General features: G+C 58.4%; 19 protein-coding genes. 15 read left to right on the top strand and 4 right to left on the bottom strand.

All coding sequences use genetic code 11. The features are described 5' to 3' along the window. Positions 1-106 precede the first annotated feature (106 nt). Genes ACQUTG_RS16040 through ACQUTG_RS16020 form a run of 5 tightly spaced genes read left to right on the top strand, consistent with a single transcriptional unit; the run spans position 107 to position 6,761 of the window. Positions 107-619 carry a GspH/FimT family pseudopilin gene (locus ACQUTG_RS16040; RefSeq protein WP_428920373.1) on the top strand — a complete coding sequence of 171 codons (513 nt, stop codon included), beginning with the start codon at positions 107-109 and terminating at the stop codon, positions 617-619. Beyond that, complete coding sequence (gene pilV, locus ACQUTG_RS16035) at positions 616-1,092, top strand: type IV pilus modification protein PilV (protein ID WP_428920372.1); 477 nt, start codon at positions 616-618, stop codon at positions 1,090-1,092. Before ACQUTG_RS16040 ends, pilV begins: the two co-directional genes overlap by 4 nt. Then, entirely contained in the window at positions 1,085-2,167 is a 1,083-nt protein-coding gene (locus ACQUTG_RS16030) for a PilW family protein (protein WP_428920371.1), read from the top strand. The genes pilV and ACQUTG_RS16030 overlap by 8 nt, the downstream gene beginning before the upstream one ends. Beyond that, positions 2,167-2,721: a pilus assembly PilX family protein gene (locus ACQUTG_RS16025; protein ID WP_428920370.1), complete on the top strand. Its 555-nt coding sequence runs from the start codon at positions 2,167-2,169 to the stop codon at positions 2,719-2,721. Before ACQUTG_RS16030 ends, ACQUTG_RS16025 begins: the two co-directional genes overlap by 1 nt. Next, complete coding sequence (locus ACQUTG_RS16020) at positions 2,718-6,761, top strand: pilus assembly protein (protein ID WP_428920369.1); 4,044 nt, start codon at positions 2,718-2,720, stop codon at positions 6,759-6,761. The genes ACQUTG_RS16025 and ACQUTG_RS16020 overlap by 4 nt, the downstream gene beginning before the upstream one ends. 20 nt (positions 6,762-6,781) lie before the next feature. Here ACQUTG_RS16020 and ACQUTG_RS16015 read toward each other — a convergent pair whose 3' ends face one another. Continuing rightward, positions 6,782-8,158, bottom strand: a complete 1,377-nt coding sequence (locus ACQUTG_RS16015) for a sigma-54-dependent transcriptional regulator (RefSeq protein ID WP_428920368.1) — start codon at positions 8,156-8,158, stop codon at positions 6,782-6,784. A gap of 56 nt (positions 8,159-8,214) precedes the next feature. After that, positions 8,215-9,861 carry a sensor histidine kinase gene (locus ACQUTG_RS16010; RefSeq protein WP_428920367.1) on the bottom strand — a complete coding sequence of 549 codons (1,647 nt, stop codon included), beginning with the start codon at positions 9,859-9,861 and terminating at the stop codon, positions 8,215-8,217. 92 nt (positions 9,862-9,953) lie between these two features. Between ACQUTG_RS16010 and ACQUTG_RS16005 the strand changes: the two genes are divergently transcribed. After that, positions 9,954-11,618 carry an NAD+ synthase gene (locus ACQUTG_RS16005; RefSeq protein WP_428920366.1) on the top strand — a complete coding sequence of 555 codons (1,665 nt, stop codon included), beginning with the start codon at positions 9,954-9,956 and terminating at the stop codon, positions 11,616-11,618. A gap of 120 nt (positions 11,619-11,738) precedes the next feature. On the opposite strand, the gene ACQUTG_RS16000 is transcribed toward ACQUTG_RS16005, so the two are convergent. Further along, positions 11,739-12,572: an outer membrane protein assembly factor BamD gene (locus tag ACQUTG_RS16000; RefSeq protein ID WP_428920365.1), complete on the bottom strand. Its 834-nt coding sequence runs from the start codon at positions 12,570-12,572 to the stop codon at positions 11,739-11,741. Positions 12,573-12,707: 135 nt separating this feature from the next. Between ACQUTG_RS16000 and rluD the strand changes: the two genes are divergently transcribed. From rluD to clpB, 3 genes are all read left to right on the top strand, one after another. Beyond that, positions 12,708-13,685: a 23S rRNA pseudouridine(1911/1915/1917) synthase RluD gene (rluD, locus tag ACQUTG_RS15995; RefSeq protein WP_428920364.1), complete on the top strand. Its 978-nt coding sequence runs from the start codon at positions 12,708-12,710 to the stop codon at positions 13,683-13,685. Then, positions 13,675-14,430: a peptidoglycan editing factor PgeF gene (gene pgeF, locus ACQUTG_RS15990; RefSeq protein ID WP_428920363.1), complete on the top strand. Its 756-nt coding sequence runs from the start codon at positions 13,675-13,677 to the stop codon at positions 14,428-14,430. Before rluD ends, pgeF begins: the two co-directional genes overlap by 11 nt. 303 nt (positions 14,431-14,733) lie before the next feature. After that, the gene (gene clpB, locus ACQUTG_RS15985; protein ID WP_428920362.1) at positions 14,734-17,310 is read left to right on the top strand and encodes an ATP-dependent chaperone ClpB; all 2,577 of its coding nucleotides are present in this window, start codon (positions 14,734-14,736) and stop codon (positions 17,308-17,310) included. Between the two features lie 116 nt (positions 17,311-17,426). Here the strand turns inward: clpB and ACQUTG_RS15980 are convergent, their stop codons facing one another. Continuing rightward, positions 17,427-17,888 carry a DUF4124 domain-containing protein gene (locus ACQUTG_RS15980; protein WP_428920361.1) on the bottom strand — a complete coding sequence of 154 codons (462 nt, stop codon included), beginning with the start codon at positions 17,886-17,888 and terminating at the stop codon, positions 17,427-17,429. A gap of 502 nt (positions 17,889-18,390) precedes the next feature. Between ACQUTG_RS15980 and ACQUTG_RS15975 the strand changes: the two genes are divergently transcribed. From ACQUTG_RS15975 to ACQUTG_RS15950, 6 genes are all read left to right on the top strand, one after another. Then, positions 18,391-20,109, top strand: coding sequence for an acetolactate synthase 3 large subunit (locus ACQUTG_RS15975; protein ID WP_428920360.1), 1,719 nt, complete (start codon positions 18,391-18,393; stop codon positions 20,107-20,109). Positions 20,110-20,111: 2 nt separating this feature from the next. Further along, complete coding sequence (gene ilvN, locus ACQUTG_RS15970; RefSeq protein WP_092005803.1) at positions 20,112-20,603, top strand: acetolactate synthase small subunit; 492 nt, start codon at positions 20,112-20,114, stop codon at positions 20,601-20,603. 66 nt (positions 20,604-20,669) lie between these two features. Beyond that, positions 20,670-21,686 (top strand): ketol-acid reductoisomerase, encoded by a 1,017-nt coding sequence (gene ilvC / locus ACQUTG_RS15965; protein ID WP_113862850.1) that lies wholly within the window; start codon positions 20,670-20,672, stop codon positions 21,684-21,686. Positions 21,687-21,776: 90 nt separating this feature from the next. After that, entirely contained in the window at positions 21,777-22,607 is an 831-nt protein-coding gene (pssA, locus tag ACQUTG_RS15960) for a CDP-diacylglycerol--serine O-phosphatidyltransferase (protein ID WP_428920359.1), read from the top strand. A 102-nt stretch (positions 22,608-22,709) separates the two neighbouring features. After that, positions 22,710-23,687 carry a protein-methionine-sulfoxide reductase catalytic subunit MsrP gene (gene msrP / locus ACQUTG_RS15955; RefSeq protein ID WP_428920358.1) on the top strand — a complete coding sequence of 326 codons (978 nt, stop codon included), beginning with the start codon at positions 22,710-22,712 and terminating at the stop codon, positions 23,685-23,687. A gap of 19 nt (positions 23,688-23,706) precedes the next feature. Continuing rightward, positions 23,707-24,315, top strand: a complete 609-nt coding sequence (locus ACQUTG_RS15950; protein ID WP_428920357.1) for a sulfite oxidase heme-binding subunit YedZ — start codon at positions 23,707-23,709, stop codon at positions 24,313-24,315. Positions 24,316-24,527 lie beyond the last annotated feature (212 nt).

The raw sequence follows: 24,527 nt of genomic DNA, 5'->3' as shown, positions 1-24,527 counted from the left end.
GCCTGAATGAGGCTTCAATCCTTCGAGGTAACCTAGCAAACTACGATAACTACGAGTTTGAATTAGGTCTGACTGCTGCAATAGAAAAGCCTCAAAAGGATTGGGCATGGTCGCTAGAGGTGCGAAAGGTTTCACTCTTGTTGAATTGATAATCACCCTGGCAGTCCTCGCCATCGTGGTCACCTGGGCCATTCCCTCGTTCCTGACCCTGATCCAGCAAAACCGACTGACGGCTACGACCAATAAGATGCTTGGGGTCGTCAGCCAGGCCCGAGGTGAGGCATTGCGCCGTTCAGACCGGGTCTGGGTATCTCCCCTGGATGGATCTACCTGGTCGTCCGGTGCGGTTATCTGGCGTGATGAAAACGACGACGGAGCTCGAGCGGAGTCGGAAGTCATTCGGCTGGTTCAGGGGCCCGGAAACTCCATATCGATAGCCGGCACCTCTACCACCCTTGCGACTGCGCCCTTCGGTTTTGACGGCGGTGGTTTCGCAATTGAAGAGCAGGCCTACAGCCTGACCTTTTGCAGTGACAGTCTTCCTGAAGGAAAGATCCTCGAGGTCAACGGTGGCGGCCAGATCCGGACCGAAAGCGTTGCCTGCGGAGATGGCGGATGATCAGACAACAACGTGGTGTCGGGATGATCGAGATCCTGGTCGCGGTATTGATCTTTGCGATCGGCCTGCTTGGCGTGGGGGGCATGCAGATTTTCGCGTTAAAGATGAATACCAATGCGGATATCCGTACCCGGGCAAACCTGTTGGCGACGGATATGGTAGAGCGGATGCGAGCCAATCCAGGTCAGTGGGATGAGTACCCCATGACTGCAGCTGAATGCAGTAGCGCTGTTTCGGATTCTCCCAGTTCTACGGATATTGCAGCATTGGATCGCAGTCTTTGGTGCCAGAAGCTGGAACGGGAACTCCCTGAAGGCGAAGGCACCATCGCGATGACCAATGGTGTTGTCACCATAACCCTGAATTGGCAGGAGCGTGAGGGGCGTGAGATAACTGACGCCAATGGCAGTGGGACAGGGAGCGAGTTGGCTGAGCACGAATTCGTTCTGCGAGCGAGGCTTACCAATGTCTGACGTACTATTACCCATGCCCGTTACCCAGCGAGGCTTGTCGCTCGTTGAGCTGATGATCTCCATGACCCTTGGGCTCATCCTCATGGCCGGCATCGTCCAGATCTTCGTTACCAATAAGCAGTCATTCACCCTGAGTGGTGCAGTTGCCAATGTTCAGGAGTCCGGTCGTGAGGGAGCGATGATTCTTGGGCGGGAGATTCGCAATGCAGATTACTGGGGATGTATTTCGGCAGCCACGTCAGTCCAGAACAACCTCAACTCAGCCTCGGCAGGTGACCTGCTGGATTTCAGCCGCGGGCTGGAAATCTACCCTGACACGGAGACCAACAATGCCATTGTGGATGGCTCCCATGTGATTCTGCTGCGAGGTATTTCGGGTGCGCCTGAGGTTGGTGTAGACAAGGTTCCGGCACCGGACGCTGCATCGCTTCATGTGACCGATGCCTCCTCCTTTACGGAAGGCGATATCCTGCTGGTTACCGATTGCGAAAACGCAAATATCTTTCAGGCTACGACGGTCAATGCCAAAGGGAATGACCTGATTAACCATAACGAGGGAAACAAAGTTTCTCCTGGTAATGCCATCAAAACCATGCCGAAAAAATACACGGAAAATGCAAAGATTTACCGCCCCTCTGTGACGCGTTATTCGGTTCAGGCAGACGATCAGGGGCGTCGTTCACTGGTGGTTGAGAGAGGATTGGTGGCGAATAACACCGGCAACGCTGCCGGCTACGCCAATCCCGTAGAACTGGTCGCCGAGATCCGCGATATGAGAACGCTCATCGGTGTGGACACCAACAACGATCTGGCTGTCGACGAATGGCGTGATCCGCCCGCTCCCAGCGATGCCGATGCGGAGGATGTGCTGGCACAAACGCTCGCTGTTCGAGTCAGTCTTTTGGTCCGCTCCAGGGACGACAGCGTGAGCGATGATCCGGTCGACGTCTGTTTCCCGGGCTGGCTGGCTTGCACCAGCGCTTCGACGGGTCTCCAGACTCCGGTGGACAGTGCCCTGTATCGCGAGTACTCCTTCACCGCCAGTATTCGCAACCGGATTTTCGGGGGTAATTGATGGGCCATCATTCGAAGGAACGGGGCGTCGCCCTGGTTATGACCCTTCTGATCCTGCTGGTGCTGACCCTCCTGGCTTCCAGCAATCTGGATCGGGTCACCATGCAGGAGCTTATGGTAAACGCCCAGCGGGAAGGCGATGTGAGTCTTGAGCTTACCGAGGAGGTTATCCGCGAAGCCGAACGACGGATTGATGACGGTCTGGTGGTGTTATCCGATTTTGATACCAACGGCCCACTGTATGAACCAGGCGCGGCGCCGGATTTTGATGATCCGGATGCCTGGGGAGAGAACAACAGTTTTGCCGCCACGGCCACCTACAACGACTGGCTTGAATCGTTTGAGGGCCGGAGTATGCCGGTTCCCCGGTATTTTATTGAGCTTGTGGGTGATGTGGCAGGCGTGAGCCAGGTGACGGATGTCGTGATGGCTGGCAGGCAGGATATGGTGACGGGAGCCGCGCGCCCCCTCGGATTCCGGATCGTCGCCATGTCCCGGGGATTCAGCGGTAACGCCCGCCGGATAGTTGAAGTCTATTACGCAGGTGAGCTATGAGCACGCGATACGCAAGGACCATCCGCAATCTGCTGGTCGCATTTGGTCTGGTATTGCCGGCCGCCGGTTACAGTGCTGACCTGAATCCGTCCCAGACCCCCTTGTTCATCAGCCAGGGCGTAAAACACAACGTCGTGTTCGTGATGGACGATTCACGGTACATGGACTTGGAGGTGTTGTTTGGTGGTGCCGCTTATGGGAGAGCGGATGATGAAACGCTGACCACCTGGATTGGCAACCTCGTCAGGGAGACCGTACCGACCTTCGGGAATGAAGACCTTGAGAGCCTGAAGACAACCGTAACCAGCAACCTTATCGGGAATGCCAATTATGGCTACCTGTTCGAAACCTTTTTGGCTCCGGAGTCAGGTGGGACCCGAGAGTACAATGGTCAGCGGTTGAATGCGGATTACCTGGTTGTTCCTCCGATTAGCGCCTACGGATTCATGAGATCCAGCGCCTACAACCCGCAATACTATGATCCTTCAGTGGATTATGAACCCTGGTCAGGGAGTAGCTACGCCGATGCGGATATTGGCAACCCTTTGCTTGATCCTAACTACGGCCTGACCTATGACGAGGCATCCACGACCGCGGGTGAGCAACTACTCGATGGTTTCACAAGCTTTATTGAAAACAGCCTGTGTACGATAAGCGATTGGCTATGGCCTTGGGAGCAGCCTGATTACTGCGATGAGACCTATCCCCTGGCAGAGACAAAATTACTGCCATTTGCCTTCTCCGGTTCTCTGGGAGAGCAGCTGAAAATCGCCAATGAGGGATTGAACAATGTAAGCACGGTCCTTGATGAGACGATCAGCGGCGACGAGAGTCTCATAGACCTGACCGGCGAGGGCATCGGCTGCGTTGCGGAACAGATCTCGAGTAATCTGCAGGACCTGTTGGGTGATCTGAACCAGGATGTGTTCTATCAGTGCGTGGCCTATACACCGGCAACGTACTACGTCCCTGTCGAGCAGGGCACGTTCGGCTTGCGAGGGGACGCGCTGACCCTGTTTGTTGATGGCAACTGCGCTGCACCGGACCCCAATGACTTTGCAGCGCTTGTACAGCAATGGTCGGTCGAGAACTACCTCGTGTTCAAGGACGCAAATGGAAACGCGTTCGACGGGGCCCTTGCTCCTGACGGCCGCTGCCTCAGAAAAGTAACCGTCAACGAGGAGAAAACCTATAACCCGGGAACCGACTACGAGAGAAGTTTCGCCGAAGAGATGCAGAACTTCTCCAACTGGTTCCAGTACCATCGCCGCAGGCACCAGTCTGCACGCTTCGCCCTGGCTGAGTCGCTGCAGTCTATCAGTGGTGTTCGTGCCGATCTGACCGTCGTAAATGACCAGGCAACCCCCGTTGCCATGCTGGATACCGATGATCGTAGTGCCGGCGGTGATTTTGAAACTCTGCTGGAGAAAGTCTTCCACGCCTATGACGACGTTCCTGCAACCAACGAGTCGCCCCTGAGAGGTGCGCTGGATTATGTGGGCACCCAGTACCAGCGCCAGAATACCGGCGCCCCGATCCAGTACGAATGCCAGCGCAACTACGCGCTGATGTATACCGACGGTTTCGCTTCGGATTACGGCGCCGGACAGGAAACGCTTGGGGAGATCGCATCTACCTATTACACCGGCAACCTCAGGCCGGACATGACTGCGGGCCGGGTGAACGTTCCCGGTGCCTGTATTGATGGCGGCGAAGATTCATCCCTCGACTGCAACTCGAACCTCCACATGAATACCTTTGGCGTCCTGCTCGGGGCCAAGGGATCAATTTATGGTCGTGAGGTCGATGGTACGCTCTATGACTCGGTTGCGGATGCCTATCAGTCGCCGCCCACATGGCCCGATGCCAACGACAGCACCGATCCGAATATTTTCAGTTATCAGTTGGACGACGCGTACCGGGCCACGGTGGAAGGCAAGGGCGAAATCTACAACGCCCGGATCCCGGGTGAAATCACCGATGGTTTGAACAAGGCCCTGGAAGATATCGACGATCAGTCCGGCGCGGCCGCAGCGGTGACTTTTAGCAGTGCAACGGTTGAGTCAGACTCGCTGATTTTCAGTGCGATTTTCAACAGCCGCCGCTGGAGTGGTCAGCTTGCGGCCCGGAGCCTGAACAGCAGCAACGGACGATTGGTGCAGGAGAGCGGCTCCTACATTGGTGATGTGGTCTGGGAGGCCGGTGCCGAACTGGATAATCGAAGCCTGGATCTGAGCCCTCGCCAAATCATCACCTATGACCCGGTAAATTCGCGGGGTGAGGGTTTCACCTGGGCTAACCTGACCTCCGATCAACGTGCGGATCTGTTGGCTGGAACGGAAGCGATGGAGACTAGCGCAGCAGAGACAATGGCCAAGCAGCGGTTGGCGTATCTGCGGGGCGATCGGAGCCGGGAGGTGCCCTCTGGAGACTTTCGGCCCCGTGACAGCCGCCTTGGAGATATCGTCCACAGTGCTCCGGTTTTCGTCGATCGCCCGTCCATGGGCTGGCCAGATCGGGCTCCCTACGGTCTGGAAGGGGACCGCTACTCGGACTTTCGCAACTCCAGTGCCGTCAGCAACCGCACACCGGTGGTGTATGTCGGCGCCAACGATGGCATGTTGCATGCCTTTGAGGGTACGCGCGAATCCACCGGCGGCAAGGAGTTGTTCGCCTACGTTCCGAACCTTGTTTTCAGTAGCTCTCCCGGCGAGGGGTTGCACTATCTGACGGAACCGGGATATCTGCACCGATACTATGTTGACCTGACACCCACCGTGGCGGACGCCCATATCGATGTCGGCGATGGAACCGGGGATTCCTGGCGGACGCTTCTGATTGGTGGTTTGCGGGCCGGCGGTCGGGGGCTGTTTGCTCTGGATATCACCGACCCCGACGGCGTTTCAGAGTCCACTGCGGAAGAACTCGCCCTGTGGGAGTTCGTGGATGAGGACCTGGGTTATATCACCGAACCGGTCAATATCATGCTCACCGACATGGGGACCGGCGACGAGTGGGTCGCTGTTTTCGGCAATGGCCTGGATGCTCCGAGCGGCAGGACCGGTCTGTTTATCCTGCGCCTTGAAGGCGGGCTCGATGGTACCTGGACAGAGAACTCGGATTACTGGTTCCTGGAAATGGATCCCGGTCCGTCCGGCGGCATGAACGCCGATGTGCGCCTGATTGATCTGGATGCGGATAATCTGGTCGATCGTATTTATGGCAGCGATCGGGACGGCCGGATCTGGGCACTTGCCTATGACGCAAGCAATGACGAGTGGAACAGCGCCTACGGCGGGAACGGCGGGCCGGAACCCTTGTTTGCCACGCCGGCAGGTCAGCCAGTCACCTCGGCGCCGATGGTTGTCAGGAATGCGGACGTTGGCACTTCCATGCAAAACTATCCGAATCTGTTGGTTCTGTTCGGAACGGGCCGTTACCTGACCCAGAGTGACATCACCAGCGAGCAGGCTACCCAATCGTTTTACGCCATCTGGGATTCCGGTGTTGCGCAAGTGAACTGGAAGGGAGCGTTGTTGGAGCGGGAAATAACCGAAACTTCGACTGAAGACGGCATTGTTCGCAATCTCAGTGATGACGTAATTGTCTGGAATGACAAGAAAAACGAGCACCTTGGCTGGTATATCGACTTCGACATTCGCTCCGGTGAACGCGTCGTGATGACGCCCCAGGTCCGCGGCTCAACCATTCTGTTCAACACCACCATACCGCCCACCAACGATTGCGCCTCGAATGGCGCGAGCTTCCGCATGCTGGTGGACCTGGACGGCACCGATCCGGATCGGCAGGTATTCGACACCAATGGCGACGGTGTCGTGAATAATCAGGACCAGCTGGCGTCCGGCTTCTATTACACCGGGGGGATACTGTCCATGTCCCGGATACTGGGCAACGTGATGTTCGACAACACCGCGGGTGGAACCGGCCAGCTGGACGACTTCACCAACGAGAATGTTGTCGATTTCGGTGATCAGACACTGCGTGGAAGGTTGGGCTGGCGGGAGCTGATCAGCCGGTAGGGGCGGTCCTTACCGGCCGCTCATTCCATCCCCAACTTCTTCAGACGATAGCGCAGTGCCCGAAAACTGATCCCCAGCCTTTTGGCCGCTGCCGTCTTGTTCCAGCGAGTGGCCTCAAGTGCCTTCTCAATGGCCTGCCGCTCAATGTTCTCCAGGAACCCTTCGAGGTCAATTTCCCCCTCCGGCACGCTAGGCGCATCGGTGCCGGGGTCCGCCGAACCGGAAGCTGCCCCGGCAGGCTGCACGCCGTTGCCCAGGTGCAGGTCGACGGCACTGATCCGGTCCTCATCGCACAGGGTAAAGGCCCGCTCCAGAATATTCTCCAGCTCCCGCACGTTGCCGGGGAAGTCGTAGGCCTTGAGCCGTTCGATCGCATCCGGGGTAAGGGTGGCCGGATCACATTCGTATTCCCGGGCAATGCGCCCGAGGATATGACTGGCGAGCAGGGAAATGTCATCGGGCCGCTCCCGCAGTGGTGGTACTGCCAGTTCGATCACGTTGATTCGATAGAACAGGTCCTGACGGAAGTTGCCTTCCTGTACCAGCTCCGGCAAGTTCTTGTGGGTGGCGCTGAGTACCCGGATGTCTACCGGCACCTCCTTGGTATCGCCCACCGGCCGTACGGCCTTTTCCTGAATGGCCCGCAGCAGTTTCACCTGCATGGCCAGGGGCAGGTCGGCCACTTCGTCCAGGAACAGGGTGCCGCCGTTGGCGGAGCGGAACAGGCCTTCCTTGTTTTCCACGGCGCCGGTGAAACTGCCTTTCTTGTGGCCGAAAAATTCGCTTTCCATCAGCTCGGAGGGGATAGCGCCGCAGTTGACGGCCACGAACGGCCCATCTCGCCGGGGGCCCTGAAGGTGGATCATTCGGGCCACCAGCTCTTTCCCGCTGCCGGATTCGCCACTTATGAACACCGGTGCCTGGCTGCGGGCGAGCTTGCGGGTCTGGTTGCGGAGCTTACGGATCTGCGGCGAGTTGCCCAGCAGAAGGCCCGGCTCATCGGTTTCCGCTTCGTCGTCCGGTTTGGCGTCGGACAGTTTCAGGGCGCTGCTGACCAGCTCCCGCAGTCTCGGCAGTTCCACTGGCTTGGAGACAAAATCGAACGCGCCCGCTTTCAGGGATTCGATAGCGGTATCCATATTGCCATAGGCGGTAATCACCGCCACCGGCGTGGCTGGGGCGTGCTGCTGGATCCAGTGCACCAGTTCAATGCCGTTGCCGTCCGGCAGATTCATGTCGGTCAGGCACAGTTGGGGGTGGTGTTTTTCCAGTAGTTGCCTGGCGGTGGTCAGGTCCGGCGCGGTGAGGGTTTCAATGCCCATCCGGGTGAGGGTGATTTCCAGCAGGTCCCGGATATCCGGTTCGTCATCAACGATCAGTGCAGTATGCGTGGTCATTATCTCGTGTTGATTCCATCTCGTTGTGCGGACCCCGGGGTCAGAAAAGGACTTGATCAGATCATGCGCCCGGGTGGGGCAAAGGTAATGCGGAAACAGCACCCTGGCTGGTCATCCTCCACCAGAGACAGGTGCGCCTGGTTAGACTCGCACAGTTCTCTGGCCAGATAAAGTCCCAGTCCGGTGCCACTTTTGTCCGTTGTGAAGAATGGCTCAAACACGGAACTCCGGTGCTCTTTTGAGATGCCGGGGCCGTAATCCCGAACATCCAGATAAGCCCGCTCCCCATCCTCGGTGGCGCCTGCGCTCAGCTTTATATGTTTCTCGCCGCATTGCTGCTGGCTGTAGCGAAGGCCGTTGTCACACAGGTTGACCAGAACCTGTTCGATCTGGCTTTTGTCGAACCGCGCCGCCGGTACGTCCGGGTCAATAACGAGATCGATCCGGGACGGGCTGCACTGGTCATCCTGGGTTTGCAGGAAGTCTCGCCGGAACTCCTGGAGCCACACGGGAATATCCACCAATTCGGCATTCGCTGCCTTGCGTCGGGACAATTCCAGGACATTTTCGATAATGCCATTAACCCGCCGGGAATGGCGGCGAATGATGTCCAGCATGCGCTTGTCCCCCTCGTCGAGTGACGGGGATTCTTCCATCAGTTGTGCCGCATGGCTGATAGCGCCCAGGGGATTACGGATCTCATGGGCGATGCCGGCAGTCAGGCGCCCGAGCGAGGCCAGTTTCATCTGCTGGGCCTGCTGGGTCACCTTGCTCATATCGTCAATGAACACCAGGATCTGGTCGCCCTGTTGCTGGTCCAGCTGCGTGAAATTGGCCTGTAACAGGGGGGAGGTGGGTGCGGACTGGAACGGAGCAACGCGTTTGCGGGGATCCCGGAGCCAGTCTTCCAGGCCCAGCTTCAGGGGCTGGGGCAGTACCCTGTTTTGCTCTTGCGCTGAATCCTCGGTGCCTGGCGTGCCAAACAGCAGCTCCTCGGCAGCGGCGTTCGCCAGGCGGATCTGGCCGGAGCGATCCAGTACCAGGATGCCGGTGCGCATGCGCTGGATGATTTGCTGGTTGATCTGCTCGAGTTCCGCGATGCTACGGGCGCGGCTCGAGGCCAGGGCTTCGCTGCGCATCATTCGCCTTGAAATGTTCTGCAGGATAAATGCCGCGGCAAAATAGAGAATGCCGAGGGAGCCGGCCCGTACGATGTCATCGCCGCTTTCATCCAGTACCAGGACGGCCCAGCTGGAAATGCCGAGGGAGCAAAGAGCGGCGAGGGCGGCATAGAAGGTACCCATGCGGCTGGGGGTCAGGATGTTGCCCGCGGCGACGGATATGATGACCAGATTGGCCAGGCCGTTGGTAATGCCGGTACTGCTGATCAGCAGGCCGTGCATAATCAGGATGTCCAGCAGGATGGACAAGGTGATGTGCCGCTGGCTGGGCTGGAAGCCTGCGAACAATGTCATGCCGATGAAGGCGTTCAGGGCCAGGTAGGACACCACGCCGGCCTGGTAGTAATCCTGCCAGCGGAAACGGGGCTCCATGGCGACCGGGTCAATAAACAGCAACCCCACCAGCATCAGGCTGACCACCAGCCGGTAATGGTTGTAGATCCGGAACAGCTTCACTTGCTGCCAGTTGCCCGGCGGGTGCAGTGACTGTGCGCTGCCGGTCGGTGACGTACTGCCTGCCATGGTTGCCTTTTGTCTTTGTTGGTCGGAAGAAATTCTCGCCCTCGCGGGGTTATAATAGCCTTTTCATGGCAATGAGTTACAGGAGCCGATTTATGTCCGTGTCCGGGAACGCCCCGTCCTCCCAATCGCCTGCCCGAAAGTTGCGGGTGGTCATGGCCCAGCTGGATTTTCTGGTCGGGGATATTCCCGGCAATGCCCGTCTGGTGATTGACGCTACCCGCAAGGCGGCCAGCGAGCATCAGGCGGACATCGTAGTGTTTCCGGAACTCTGCCTGACCGGGTATCCGCCCGAGGATTTGCTGCTGCGCCCGAGCCTGGACCTGCGCGTGGATGAGGCGCTGGAGGAAATCAAGGCCGCAGAACTTGAGCCAGCGATTGTCATCGGTGCGCCCCTGCGCCAACACGGGCTGCTCTACAACGGTGCCGTGGTGATCGAGAATGGGGAGATCACCGGCCGCTATTTCAAGCGCTTTCCGCCCAACTACCAGGTGTTTGATGAAAAGCGCTACTTTGCCGAGGGCAGAGATGTGCTCACCCTGGATATCCGGGGCGTTCCGGTAGGTATCACCGTCTGCGAAGACATCTGGAAGGACGGGCCGGTGGAGGATTGCGCCGCATCCGGAGCCCGGCTGATCCTGAATCTGAATGCGTCACCTTATGACATCGACAAGCAGGCGCGTCGCAAGGCTCTTCTGGAACGCAAGGCGCAGGAGAATGCAGTCAGCATTGTTTACGTGAACCTGATCGGCGGACAGGATGAACTGGTGTTCGACGGCGGCTCCATGGTCTACGATCACTCTGGTGGGCTCATGGCGGAAGCGTCCCAGTTCAGTGAAGGCCTGTACCCGGTCGACTTTATCTGCGATCACCATTGCCAGCCGGTGTCCCAGCCGTTGCCCGAGGAGCCTTCCCTGGAAGCCAACGTCTACAGCGCGCTGGTCACCGGGGTCCGGGACTACGTGAACAAGAACGGCTTCAAGTCCGTGGTGCTGGGCCTGTCCGGTGGTATCGATTCCGCTGTCACCCTGGCCGTCGCGGTGGATGCCCTCGGCAAGGATCGGGTGCGCGCCGTGATGATGCCGTTCCGCTACACCTCCAGCATGAGCCTGGAGGATGCTGAAGCCGAGGCCAATGCTTTGGGCGTGCAGTACGACGTGTTCTCTATCGAGCCCATGTACGACGCCTTCATGGCCACCCTCGCGAAGCCGTTCGAGGGTACAAAGCCGGACACCACCGAGGAAAACCTCCAGGCGCGACTGCGCGGTGTATTGCTGATGTCCCTGTCCAACAAGTTTGGTTCTCTGGTGCTGACCACCGGCAACAAGAGCGAGATGGCCGTGGGCTATTCCACGCTCTATGGTGATATGGCTGGCGGCTTTGATGTGCTGAAGGATGTGCCCAAGACTCTGGTGTTCCGCCTGGCACGCTATCGTAACACCGTGTCCCCGGTGATCCCGGAGCGGGTCATCACTCGTCCGCCCTCGGCCGAGCTGGCACCGGACCAGAAAGATGAGGACAGCCTGCCCGGGTACGATGTGCTGGACCAGATCCTTAATCTTTATGTCGAGCGGGATTTCAGCGCTGAAGCTATTGTGGCGGAGGGCTTTGATGCCACCGATGTGGCGAGGGTGATTCGGTTGGTGGATATCAACGAGTACAAGCGCCGGCAGGCGCCGATTGGCGTGCGGATTACCGAGCGGGGGTTCGGGAAGGACCGGCGGTATCCGATTACCAATGGTTGGAAGAGTGGGAAGTAGCGGGATTGAAAACGGGGTCAGATGAAAGCTTTCATCTGACCCCAACTTCAGGGCACGCCTCTGTGTCGGCCATCAACCCCGGGGTCTGATGAAAACCTTCATCTGACCCCATCTTTACTTTCACTCGTCGCCAATCAACCCGAATGTCACCACATTCATCAACGACCGGTTCTCCCCCTTCAACCGGTCCGCCACAAACTCCCCGTCCTCGTTGAACGCCTCACTGTCCGGAAAGTTCTCCCTAAGCAGGGCAATGCTGTCCCGCGCGCCTTTTTTCAGGTCCAGGAACTGGTAGGTCTCGGCCATGATGATGAGGGCCTCTTCCACCGCAGGGGCGGACGGGTAGTTTTCCGCCACATAGCGCGCCCGGGTGTTGGCAGCCAGGTAGGCCTGGCGTTTGATGTAATAGCGGGCCGCATGCAGTTCCAGCTCGGCCATCCGGTTACGGATGGCAATCATCCGCTGGCGGGCGTCGCTGGCATAGGGACTGTCCGGGTAACGATTCAGCAGTTGCGAGAAATCCCGGAATGCCTGGGTCTGTTCACCGGGGTTGCGGGCGGCTACGTCGATGGGAAAGTAGCGGGCCGCCAGGCCGATATCCAGGTTGTAGGACGCCAGTCCGCGCATATATAGGGCATAGTCCGCATGCTCGCTCTGCGGGTTCAGTCGCAGGAAGCGGTCTGCCGCCGCCCGGGCGCCCTCCAGATCCAGGTTCTGGTAGCGGGCGTAGATCAGGTCCAGCTGGGCCTGTTCGGCATAGCGGCCGAACGGGTAATAAGTCTCCAGGGCATCCAGGTTCTCCTCGGCTTCGTTGAAGTTGCCGGAGTCCATCGCCTGGCGGGCATTATCGTAATAGGTCTGTTCCGGCAGGACTTCCTCCTGCTTGTTACTGGCGCAGGCGCTGATCATCACCACCAGGGTGGACAGCAACAGCAAACGAACAACTGATCTCATGCCGGAATCCCGTATAATGTCGAAAAGTTTTTGAGCAGCGGCCATTGTAGCGGGGAAGTCGGCCCATGTGCAGAGGTTCCCTCGTCCGATTGCCAGAATCTGATCAAAACGTAACACACCGGCCCCGGGGGCTTGATGTCATCTGAAAACCGAATTACCGCACAATTTGTCGTTCCACCTGACCTGAGCGACCGCAGGCTCGACCAGGCTGCAGCCGCGCTCATGCCCGAGCATTCCCGTTCCCGTCTGCAAGGCTGGATCAAGGACGGCACCCTGACCGTGAATGGCGAGGCCCGGAAACCCCGGGACAAGGTCATGCTCGATGACATCATCGAACTGGATGCAGAGCCCGAAGTACAGGTCAGCTGGGAAGCGGAAGACATCGAGCTGGACATCGTCTATGAGGACGAACACCTGCTGGTGATCAACAAACCGGCGGGCCTGGTGGTGCATCCGGCGGCAGGCCACGCGGCGGGCACCCTGGTCAACGCAGTCCTGAGTTACGCCCCGGAAGTGGAAAACCTTCCCCGCGCGGGCATCGTGCACCGGCTCGACAAGGACACCTCCGGCATCATGGTGGTGGCCCGCAGCCTGATTGCCCACACTTCACTGGTCGACCAGCTTCAGACCCGCACGATGGGCCGCGAGTACGACGCCGTCGTCGTCGGCACCCTCACAGGCGGCGGCACAGTTGATGCCCCAATTGGCCGACACCCTCGCGAGCGTAAGAAAATGGCAGTGGTATCCAGCGGCAAACCGGCCGTCACCCACTACCGGCTGGTGGAGCGGTTCGCCGCCCACACCCACGTCCGCTGCAAGCTGGAAAGCGGCCGTACCCACCAGATCCGGGTGCACATGGCCCATGTGAAACACCCCCTGGTGGGTGATCAGCTCTACGGTGGCCGTATGCGCCTGCCCAAAGGCTCCACCGAGGAGCTGCGGGAAGTGCTGTCAGGCTTCAACCGCCAGGCGCTGCACGCCCGACAACTGACCCTCGAACACCCGGAAACCGGTGAAATCCTCAGCTGGGACGTGCCGCTTCCGGAGGATATGGTTCATCTGATCGAAGTTCTTCGTAAACACGTCCGGGAGCTGGAGAACCATGATTTCTGAACAGGCCGTCCTACGCCCCGACTGGTCGGTGCCCAGAAACATCAAGGCGTTGTGCACTACCCGCCAGGGCGGTGTCAGTGAGTCGCCGTGGGACACCCTCAACCTGGGTAGTCATGTCGGGGACAACCCCGACCATGTCCAGGCCAATCGACAGCGCCTGGCCGAATTCACCGGCCTGGACGCCGCCCGCATCGCCTGGCTGAATCAGGTTCACGGAACCACGGTGGTGGAAATCACCGCCGACAACGTCGCCACGGTCCCGGAAGCCGATGCCAGCTTCACGCGGGAACCGGGAATTGCCTGCGCCATCCTGACCGCTGACTGCCTGCCGGTGGTGTTGTGTGATCGAACAGGCAGCGTGGTCGGTGCCGCCCACGCCGGCTGGCGAAGCCTGTGCGGTGGCGTACTGGAAAACCTGATCAGGGCCATGGCGGTGCCTGGCGACGAACTGATCGCCTGGCTGGGGCCCGCCATCGGCCCGAAACAATTCGAAGTCGGCCCCGAGGTTCGTGATGCGTTCCTCTCACACGATCCAGGTGCCGCCAGCGCATTCAAGCAAGAGGGCGCTCGCCCCGGTCACTACCTTGCCGACATCTACCAACTGGCCCGACAACGCCTGGCCAGTGCCGGCGTTCGCTCTGTTTCCGGCGGCAGCCTCTGCACCGTTCGCGACCGGGACTGGTTTTTCTCCTATCGGCGTGATGGTCAGACTGGACGGATGGCGACCCTGATCTGGATGGAATAACGGGTCTGGCCTATCTCGAAAGTATGGGCGAGGTGGTGGTCTACCCCTCCAGAACTGTCTGCAGCATGGATGCTGCAGTCAAGCCTACAGGGATGTATTCACGGCGTGTTCTGGAGGGGTAGACCACCTCCTCGCTTCCTCCGAAGAACTAACTGACCACCGTCAATTTAGCGCCAAAATAAAACCACCCCAGCTTGAAGTCCCACCACCCGCCCCTACATTTAAATGCAAAGCAATTTGGATATAACCGAACCGCCAAAGGGTTCGCCAGATATCCGCTAACTGAATTGGGGAAACGGAAACATGAGAATCGACAAGCTCACCAGCAAACTGCAGACCGCGCTGGCGGACGCGCAGTCACTCGCGGTTGGCAAGGACCACAACTTCATTGAGCCGCTGCATCTGATGCAGTCTCTGCTGGATCAGGAAGGCAGCTCCATCAAACCGCTGCTGAAACAGGCCGGCGCGGACCCGGCACGCATTCGCCAGGCCATCGCCCAGGAAATCGAGAACCTCCCGGAAGTGAAAGGCTCTGCCGGCGATGTTTCCATGTCCAACGACATGGGCCGCCTGCTCAACATGGCTGACAAACTGTCCCAAAAGCGCAAAGACCAGTTTATTTCCAGTGAACTGATGCTGCTGGCTGCCCTGGAAGACCGGGGCACCCTCGGCCGGGTGTTGCGTGAGCAGGGCGTCGATAAGGGGGCTCTGGAAAAGGCCATCGACGAGGTTCGTGGTGGAGAGGCCGTTACCGATCCCGGCGCCGAGGAAAACCGCCAGGCCCTGTCCAAGTACACCATCGACCTGACCGAGCGCGCCTCCGAAGGCAAGCTCGACCCGGTCATCGGCCGTGATGACGAGATCCGACGCACCATCCAGGTGCTGCAACGCCGCCGTAAGAACAACCCGGTACTGATCGGCGAACCCGGTGTGGGCAAGACTGCCATTGTGGAAGGTCTCGCCCAGCGCATCGTCAACGGCGAAGTGCCCGATGGCCTGAAGGACAAGAAAGTGCTGTCCCTGGACATGGGCTCACTGATCGCTGGCGCCAAATTCCGCGGCGAGTTCGAGGAGCGCCTGAAGGCGCTGCTGAACGAACTGTCCAAGCAGGAAGGGCAGATCATCCTGTTCATCGACGAGATCCACACCATGGTGGGCGCGGGCAAGGCCGAAGGGTCCATGGACGCCGGCAACATGCTCAAGCCGGCCCTGGCCCGGGGTGAACTTCACTGCGTGGGTGCCACCACCCTGGACGAGTACCGCGAGAACATCGAGAAAGATGCCGCCCTCGAGCGCCGGTTCCAGAAGGTCCTGGTCAGCGAGCCGAGTGAGGAAGACACCATCGCCATCCTGCGTGGCCTGAAAGAGCGTTACGAGGTTCACCACGGTGTTGAAGTCACTGACGGTGCCATCATCGCTGCCGCCAAGCTATCCCACCGGTACATCACCGACCGGCAACTGCCGGACAAGGCGATCGACCTGGTGGACGAAGCCGCCAGTCAGATCCGCATGGAGATGGATTCCAAGCCTGAGGCGCTGGACCGTCTCGAGCGCCGGCTGATCCAGCTGAAGATCGAGCGCGAGGCCTTGAAAAAAGAGAAGGACCAGGCGTCCAAGAAGCGGCTTGCGGAACTCTCGGATGTAATTTCCGGTGTCGAACGCGAGTACGCCGATCTGGAGGAAATCTGGAATTCCGAGAAGGCTGCGCTGCACGGCTCCCAGAAGATCAAGAGCGACCTGGAGCAGGCGCGGATTGATCTGGAAAACGCCCGCCGTGCCGGTGACCTTGGCCGGATGTCCGAGCTGCAGTACGGCAAGATTCCCGAGCTGGAACGCCAGCTGGAAATGGCTGGCCAGGCCGAGATGAAAAAGATGGAGCTACTGCGTAACCGCGTCACCGACGAGGAAATCGCCGAAGTGGTCTCCAAGTGGACCGGCATCCCGGTATCGAAGATGCTCGAAGGCGAGCGTGACAAGCTCATGCGCATGGAAGAAGCCCTGCATGACCGGGTGATCGGTCAGGATGAGGCGGTGGAAGCGGTTTCCAATGCGGTTCGTCGTTCCCGCGCGGGGCTGTCGGACCCGAACCGGCCCAACGGCTCGTTCCTGTTCCTTGGTCCGACCGGGGTGGGCAAGACCGAGCTGTGCAAGTCCCTGGCATCTTTCCTGTTTGATACCGAGGAAGCCATGGTGCGCATCGACATGTCCGAGTTCATGGAGAAGCACTCCGTGGCCCGCCTGATCGGCGCGCCTCCCGGCTATGTCGGCTATGAAGAGGGTGGCTACCTGACCGAAGCAGTGCGTCGCCGCCCCTATTCGGTGCTGTTGCTGGACGAGGTGGAGAAGGCGCACCCGGATGTGTTCAACATTCTCCTGCAGGTGCTTGAGGATGGTCGCCTCACCGATGGTCAGGGCCGCACGGTGGACTTCCGCAACACCGTTATCGTGATGACCTCGAACCTGGGCTCCGACATCATCCAGCAGAAAGCGGGTGAGGAGAACTACGAGGCCATGAAGAGCGCGGTGATGGAAGTGGTCGGCACCCATTTCCGGCCCGAATTCATCAACCGCGTGGACGAAGTGGTGGTGTTCCATCCGCTGGCGGAGGACCAGATCCGTGGCATTGCGAAGATCCAGATTGCTGGTCTGAGCAAGCGCCTCAAGGAACAGGACATGAAGCTGGAACTGGATGATGGGGCTATGGATCTGCTGGCGGAGGTCGGCTACGACCCTGTCTACGGTGCCCGGCCGCTGAAGCGGGCCATTCAGCGCAACATCGAAAACCCGCTGGCGCAGAAGTTGTTGCAGGGAGAGTTTGTGTCGGGGGATACCATCCTCGGCACGGTGAAGGATCACCAGCTGGTGTTTCAGAAAGCCTGATCGGTGAAGTCGGTCGGGGTCAGATTAAAGCCTTCATCTGACCCCATTTTCAAACACAGCTCGAGCCATTAACCCGGGGTCAGATGAACGCTTTCATCTGACCCCACCTTCACCTTTTACTCTTCCATTGCCCCACAGTTCTCTTCGGCAATCTTCTCAAACCTCATTCTCTGCTCGGCAATCTCCTCCGGAGACAAATACCGCCGCTCGCCGTCTTCCTCCACCTGAATCCGCGCATTGCTGTCAATGATCTTCAGGTTGGCCTCGGCGGTGGCACAGTTGGCCTCGCGTTGCTTGCGGATCGCTTCCATCTCGGCCCGTTCACGCTCGGTGAGTTCGCGTTTTTCCGCTTCCTGTTCCATGTTCTGCACCTTCTCCTGGGGGCTGGTGCTGCTGGATGCGTTTGCCGAACCCTTGCCAGAACGGACACTGACCTGTTCGGCCTTGCTGCCCGTGGGCTGGCGGTCGCCAAAGTGGGTGACGCCATTTTCGTCCGTCCATTTGTAGACGGAACCGCTGTGGGCAATGCCCGGTACCAAAGCCACTAACAGGGTCAACATCAGAATTTTTCTGTTCATGGATCTACTCGCCGTGGTTTGCTGCCGGTCAGATTCCGCTGCCGGTTGGAATTATTGGTGAAGTCTATCATGCCATCCGTAACGCCGATTTTCTTTCGTCTGGTTCAAATCTCTGGGTCCGGATTTACCAAGTATGGCAGACGTTCGGCGATATTGGGGCGATTAACTGTCGGCGCCTATTGACAGGGAGTTTCGCCCTGTCAGAATTGGCGATTGCCTGAAACTGGGGTTAATTCGGCAGGCAATCCCGAGCGAGTATCCCCCGTTAATCACCACACTGAACACGTCGGGTCCCGATGTGCGCTGGTTGTTGCTTACGTGCAACCCGTTGATTGGTCGTTCTCCGCAACCCTCAGGAGGGCGGCTGGCCAGGAGACAACCTCTTATTTTGCAGGTGTGGAGGAGCAAGCCGGTTCCGCTTTCACAAGAAGCAGGGAGACCGTGAATCCAGGCAACCGGGGCGAAACCCGGCTCATTCACTCGTAGAAGAGGGTAGAAAATCGTGGAGTTATTGTCTGGCGCCGATATGCTGATCCGGTCCCTTCAGGATGAAGGTATCGAGTACATATACGGCTATCCGGGTGGTGCAGCCCTTCATATTTATGACGCGCTGTTCAGGCAGGACAAAGTCAAGCACATTCTGGTTCGGCATGAGCAGGCGGCGGTCCATATGGCCGACGGTTATGCCCGCGCGACCGGAAAACCAGGTACCGTACTGGTGACCTCGGGTCCTGGAGCCACCAACACCATTACCGGCATTGCCACCGCTTTCATGGATTCCATCCCCATGGTGGTTCTGTGCGGTCAGGTTGCTTCCCACCTCATTGGTGAGGATGCCTTCCAGGAAACCGATATGATCGGTGTGTCCCGTCCCGTGGTGAAGCACAACCTGAGTGTGCGGCACCCCGAGGAAATCCCCGAAATCATTCGCAAGGCCTACTACATTGCTGCGACCGGTCGTCCCGGCCCGGTGGTGGTGGATATCCCCAAGGATATGACCACGCCGAACGAGCGCTATGAGTATTCCTATCCGAAGAAGGTCAAGCTGCGTTCCTATAACCCGGCCATTCGTGGCCACGCCGGCCAGATCAAGAAAGCAGTTGATATGATGCTGGCGGCCAAGCGCCCGATTATTTATGCCGGCGGCGGCGTAATTCTGGGTAAGGCTTCGAACCAGCTGACCGAGCTTACGCGTATGCTGGGGTACCCGCTCACCAACACCCTCATGGGTATCGGCTGCTATCCGGCTTCCGACAAGCAGCACCTGGGCTGGCTGGGCATGCATGGCACCTACGAAGCCAACATGGCCATGCACCATTCGGATCTGATTCTCTGTGTGGGCGCCCGTTTTGACGACCGGGTAACCAACGCCACCGAGAAGTTCTGTCCGGGTGCACGCATCATCCACATCGACATCGATCCGGCCTCCATCTCCAAGACCGTGGAAGCGGATGTGCCCATCGTCGGCCCTGTGGATGCGGTGCTCAAGGAGATGCTTGCCCTGGTGAAAGAAAGCAAGGACAAGCCGGATGCCGACGCGCTGGCTTCCTGGTGGAAGCAGATCGACGAGTGGCGTGCGTTCCACGGTATGCGTTACGAATCCAACCCGGATGTCATCAAGCCGCAGGAAGTGATCGAATTGCTGTGCAAGCTGACTAACGGCGAGGCGTTCGTCACCTCCGACGTGGGTCAGCACCAGATGTTTGCTGCCCAGTACTACAAGTTCGACAAGCCCAATCGCTGGATCAACTCCGGTGGTCTGGGCACCATGGGCTTCGGCCTGCCGGCGGCGATGGGGGTCAAGCTCACCCATCCGGACGACGAGGTGCTGTGCATCACCGGTGAGGGCAGTATCCAGATGAACATCCAGGAGCTGTCCACCTGCAAGCAGTACAACCTGCCGGTGAAGATCATCAACCTGAACAACCAGGCCCTGGGCATGGTGAAGCAGTGGCAGGACATGAACTACGAGTCCCGTCACTCCCAGTCCTACATGGAGTCTCTGCCGGACTTCATCAAGCTGGCGGAAGCCTATGGCCACGTAGGTGTACGCATCGAGAGAAAGGAAGACCTTGAGTCCAAGCTCAAGGAAGTCCTGGCGATGAAAGACAAGCTCGTTTTTGTCGACATCTATGTAGACCGCTTCGAGCATGTCTACCCGATGCAGGTGGCCCGCGGTTCCATGAAAGACATGTGGCTCAGCAAGACGGAGAGGGTGTGATCATGCGTCGAATCATTTCTGTTTTGCTGGAAAACGAGCCGGGTGCACTGTCACGGGTTGTTGGGCTGTTCTCCCAGCGCAACTACAACATTGAAACACTGACCGTGGCGCCGACCGAGGACGAGACCTTGTCCCGTCTGACGGTCACCACTACCGGATCTGACAAGGTCATCGAACAGATCACCAAGCAGCTGAACAAGCTTATTGAAGTGGTGAAGCTGGTGGATTTGACCGAAGGTGCCCACATCGAGCGCGAACTGATGCTGGTGAAGCTGAAAGCCACCGGGTCCCAGCGTGCCGAGATCAAGCGCACGGTGGATATCTTCCGGGGCCAGATCGTGGACGTCACCAGCTCGGTCTACACGGTTCAGCTGGCAGGCGACAGCGACAAGCTGGACGGTTTTATCCAGGCAGTCGGTACTTCCGGGGTGCTGGAAGTGGTCCGTACCGGGGTGTCTGGAATTGCCCGCGGCGAAAAGGTGCTGAGCCTGTAACGGCCAGAATTAATAAGTTCGAACATCATGGCCCTGCGGGGCCATCACAAATAACAGAGGTTTCTCATGCAGGTTTACTACGATAAGGATTGTGATCTTTCCATCATCCAGGGCAAGAAAGTTGCCATCATCGGTTTCGGCTCCCAGGGCCACGCCCACGCGTGCAACCTGAAAGAATCCGGTGTTGACGTGACCGTGGGTCTGCGCCCGGGCTCTTCTTCCATCGCCAAGGCCGAAGCCTATGGCCTGAAGACCAGCGACGTGCCGTCTGCCGTTGCCGCCGCTGACGTGGTCATGGTCCTGACTCCCGACGAGTACCAGGCCCAGTTGTACAAGGCCGAAATCGAGCCGAACCTGAAAGAAGGTGCAACTTTGGCGTTCGCCCACGGTTTCGCCATCCATTACAACCAGATCGTTCCGCGTAAGGACCTGGACGTGATCATGGTGGCTCCGAAGGCTCCGGGCCATACCGTTCGCACCGAATTCGCCAACGGTGGTGGCATTCCTGACCTGATTGCCATCTTCCAGGACGCCTCTGGCAACGCCAAGAACCTGGCCCTGTCCTACGCGAGCGGCATTGGTGGCGGCCGTACCGGTATCATCGAAACCAGCTTCAAGGACGAAACTGAAACCGACCTGTTCGGCGAGCAGGCCGTTCTGTGTGGCGGTACCGTTGAGCTGGTCAAGGCCGGTTTCGAAACTCTGGTTGAAGCCGGTTATGCGCCGGAGATGGCCTACTTCGAGTGTCTGCACGAGCTGAAGCTGATCGTGGATCTGATGTACGAAGGCGGTATCGCCAACATGAACTACTCCATCTCCAACAACGCGGAGTATGGTGAGTACGTGACTGGTCCGGAGATCATCAACGAGCAGTCCCGCGAAGCCATGCGCAATGCTCTCAAGCGCATCCAGAGCGGCGAGTACGCCAAGATGTTCATCTCCGAAGGCAGCCTGAACTACCCGTCCATGACCGCGCGCCGTCGTGACAATGCCGCCCACCAGATCGAAGTCGTTGGTGAGAAGCTGCGTTCCATGATGCCGTGGATCACTGCCAACAAGATCGTGGACAAGGACAAGAACTGATCCGGATTCCCGGCACAGTTTTGAAAACGCGGCCCGGGTGGCCGCGTTTTTCGTATATACTCCGCCCAAATGCTTTCCGGAGTTCCAGGAATGACTGACGAGAAAAAATCTGTCGACGCAGAAGAAGCCACCTTCAAGAATGAGCAGCAAGAGACCCCGGATCCGGAGATCGATTCCGGTGAGGTTGTGGAAGAAGAGCTGGTCGAAGGGGCGCCTGTCCGGCGGAAAGGGATTTACCTGCTTCCCAACGCGCTGACGACGGCCTCCCTGTTTTCGGGGTTCTATGCCATCGTCTCGGCCGCCAACGGTGTCTTTGATAATGCCGCGATCGCGATCTTTGTCTCGATGATCCTCGACGGACTGGATGGCCGAGTGGCCCGGATGACCAACACCCAGAGCAAGTTCGGCGAGGAGTACGACAGTCTCGCGGACATGGTGGCCTTCGGTGTGGCGCCGGGGCTGGTGGCCTTTTTCTGGTCCCTGAACGGTCTTGGCAAGTTTGGCTGGGCGATCACGTTCATCTTTGTTGCCGGCGCCGCCTTGCGCCTGGCTCGCTTCAATACCCAGATCGGTTCGGTGGACAAGAAGTTCTTTGTCGGGCTGGCCAGTCCGTCCGCCGCCGCCTGTGTTGCCGGCCTGGTCTGGTGTTTCCACCAGTTTGAGCCATCCACCTGGCTGACGATGCTGACTGTTGTAGTGGTTGGCGGTACCGGCGTGCTCATGGTGAGCAATATTTTCTATCGCAGCTTCAAGGATCTTGACCTGCGCGGCCGGGTTCCGTTTGCCGCTATATTGTTGGTGGTGCTGATCCTCGTGGTGATCGCCCTGGATCCGGCAACCGTATTGTTTACCGTGTTCCTGCTCTATGCGTTGTCCGGACCTGCCCGCGCCCTGTTTCGCGGCAAACCGCGCCGTCAGTAAGGCGTAGTACTCCTGCAGTCGTTTCCCCGGGCCCGGCGCCCGGGGAATTCTCGAGGGATACTCCGGTCAACCAATCAGGCTTCTGGTTAACGGAGATTCCCGATGCTTATCAAGAAACGCCCGTCCTGGGCCCTTTCCCAATCTGACATCACGCCAGAATCGGTTTACCTTGATCGTCGCCGTTTCATGGGTGGTATGGTTGCTGCCGCGCTGGCCGGTGCCGGAGTCCCTCGCCTTGTGGACGCCGCAGCCATACCGGTGCAGGGCGAATCCCTCAAATTTACAGCGATGCCGGGATTCTCCACCGATGAAGAGAAAACCCCGTATGAAGATGTAACCCGTTACAACAACTTCTACGAGTTCGGGACCGGTAAGGGGGACCCCGCCAAGTACGCAGATGAAATGTCTGTAGACCCCTGGTCGGTGGTCGTCGAGGGGGAATGCGACAAGCCAGGAACTTATGGCCTGGAGGATCTGGTCCGCCCCCATGACTACCAGGAACGAATCTACCGGCTACGCTGTGTTGAAGCCTGGTCCATGGTGATTCCCTGGATCGGGATTCCGCTGGCGGAGATGCTCAAGCGTTTCGAACCGAACTCCCGGGCTAAGTACGTTTATTTTGAAACCCTCCACGATCCGGATCAGATGCGCGCGCAACGCTCGTTGTTCAGTACCATCGATTGGCCGTATCAGGAAGGCCTCAGGATGGATGAGGCCATGAATGAGCTGAGCTTCATGGCCGTCGGCCTCTACGGAAAAACCCTCCCGAAACAGAACGGCGCGCCTTTGCGTCTGGTTTTGCCCTGGAAATACGGATTCAAGAGTATCAAGTCCATCGTGAAGATCCGTTTCCAGGAGGAGCGGCCGAAAACCACCTGGGAAATGATTGCGCCTCAGGAATACGGCTTCTACGCCAACGTGAATCCCGAGGTGGACCATCCGCGCTGGAGCCAGAAGCGAGAGCGCCGGCTGCCGTCAGGACTTTTGAGCCCGAACTGGATGGAAACCCGGAAGTTCAATGGTTATGGTGAACAGGTTGCCCACTTGTACAAGGGTATGGACCTGACCAAGAATTATTGAACGGAAATCAGGACCAATCATGACCATCCCGATGTTGCCGTTCAGAATACTGGTCTTTCTGCTGTCCTGTGTGCCGTTTGCGTTACTGGTCTTCAATATTGTCACCGGTTCCCTTGGGCCCGACCCGGGGCAAACGGTAACCGAGACGCTCGGCCTGTCGGCACTCCAATTGCTGATTGTGACGCTTTTGATGACGCCCCTGGCGCGCTGGACCCAATGGACCGGCTGGATAAAAGTCCGAAGGATGGTCGGTCTGTTTGCATTCTTCTATGCGACGCTTCACCTGATGGCTTTCCTTCAGTTCATCCTTGGGTGGACCGATTTGTGGGCGACTTTTACCAAACGCCCCTATATTATTTTCGGAAGTATTGCGTTCCTGTTGCTGATTCCGCTGGCAGTCACGTCCACCAAATCGATGATGCGCAGGGTGGGGCGGCGATGGAAGCCGCTGCACCGTCTGATTTATCCGGCTGTCGCCCTGGCGTGGCTGCATTTCATGTTCCAGGCACGGAGCGATATTGCCGAGATGGTGATTTATGGATTGGTGGTGGTCTTTTTGCTCGGTATAAGAGGGTACTGGTTCGGATGGTATTCCCTGATTCCGCTGAGGGCACCCAGAAGAAGCTGAAACAGGTGATTGGTTGGCCGTTTTGGGTGATATTTGAACAGCGGAATAGGTGGAAACCGAAGCACCGGAAAATAAACCGAAATTGGTCGTTGACAGTTTTCCTGAGGGCTGTAGAATGCGCACCACTTCTGAGGGACAAGCCACTGACGCAGCGGCGGCCCGAGGGAGTAACTGCTTGAAAGTTTTGAAGAAAATGGTTTCAAGATTTCTTC

It is taken from the genome of Marinobacter sp. DUT-1, from assembly GCF_050379415.1.
GTDB lineage: Bacteria > Pseudomonadota > Gammaproteobacteria > Pseudomonadales > Oleiphilaceae > Marinobacter.
The sequence above is the reverse complement of the archived record's forward strand: the minus strand, read 5'-3'. Positions and strand labels throughout refer to the sequence as shown.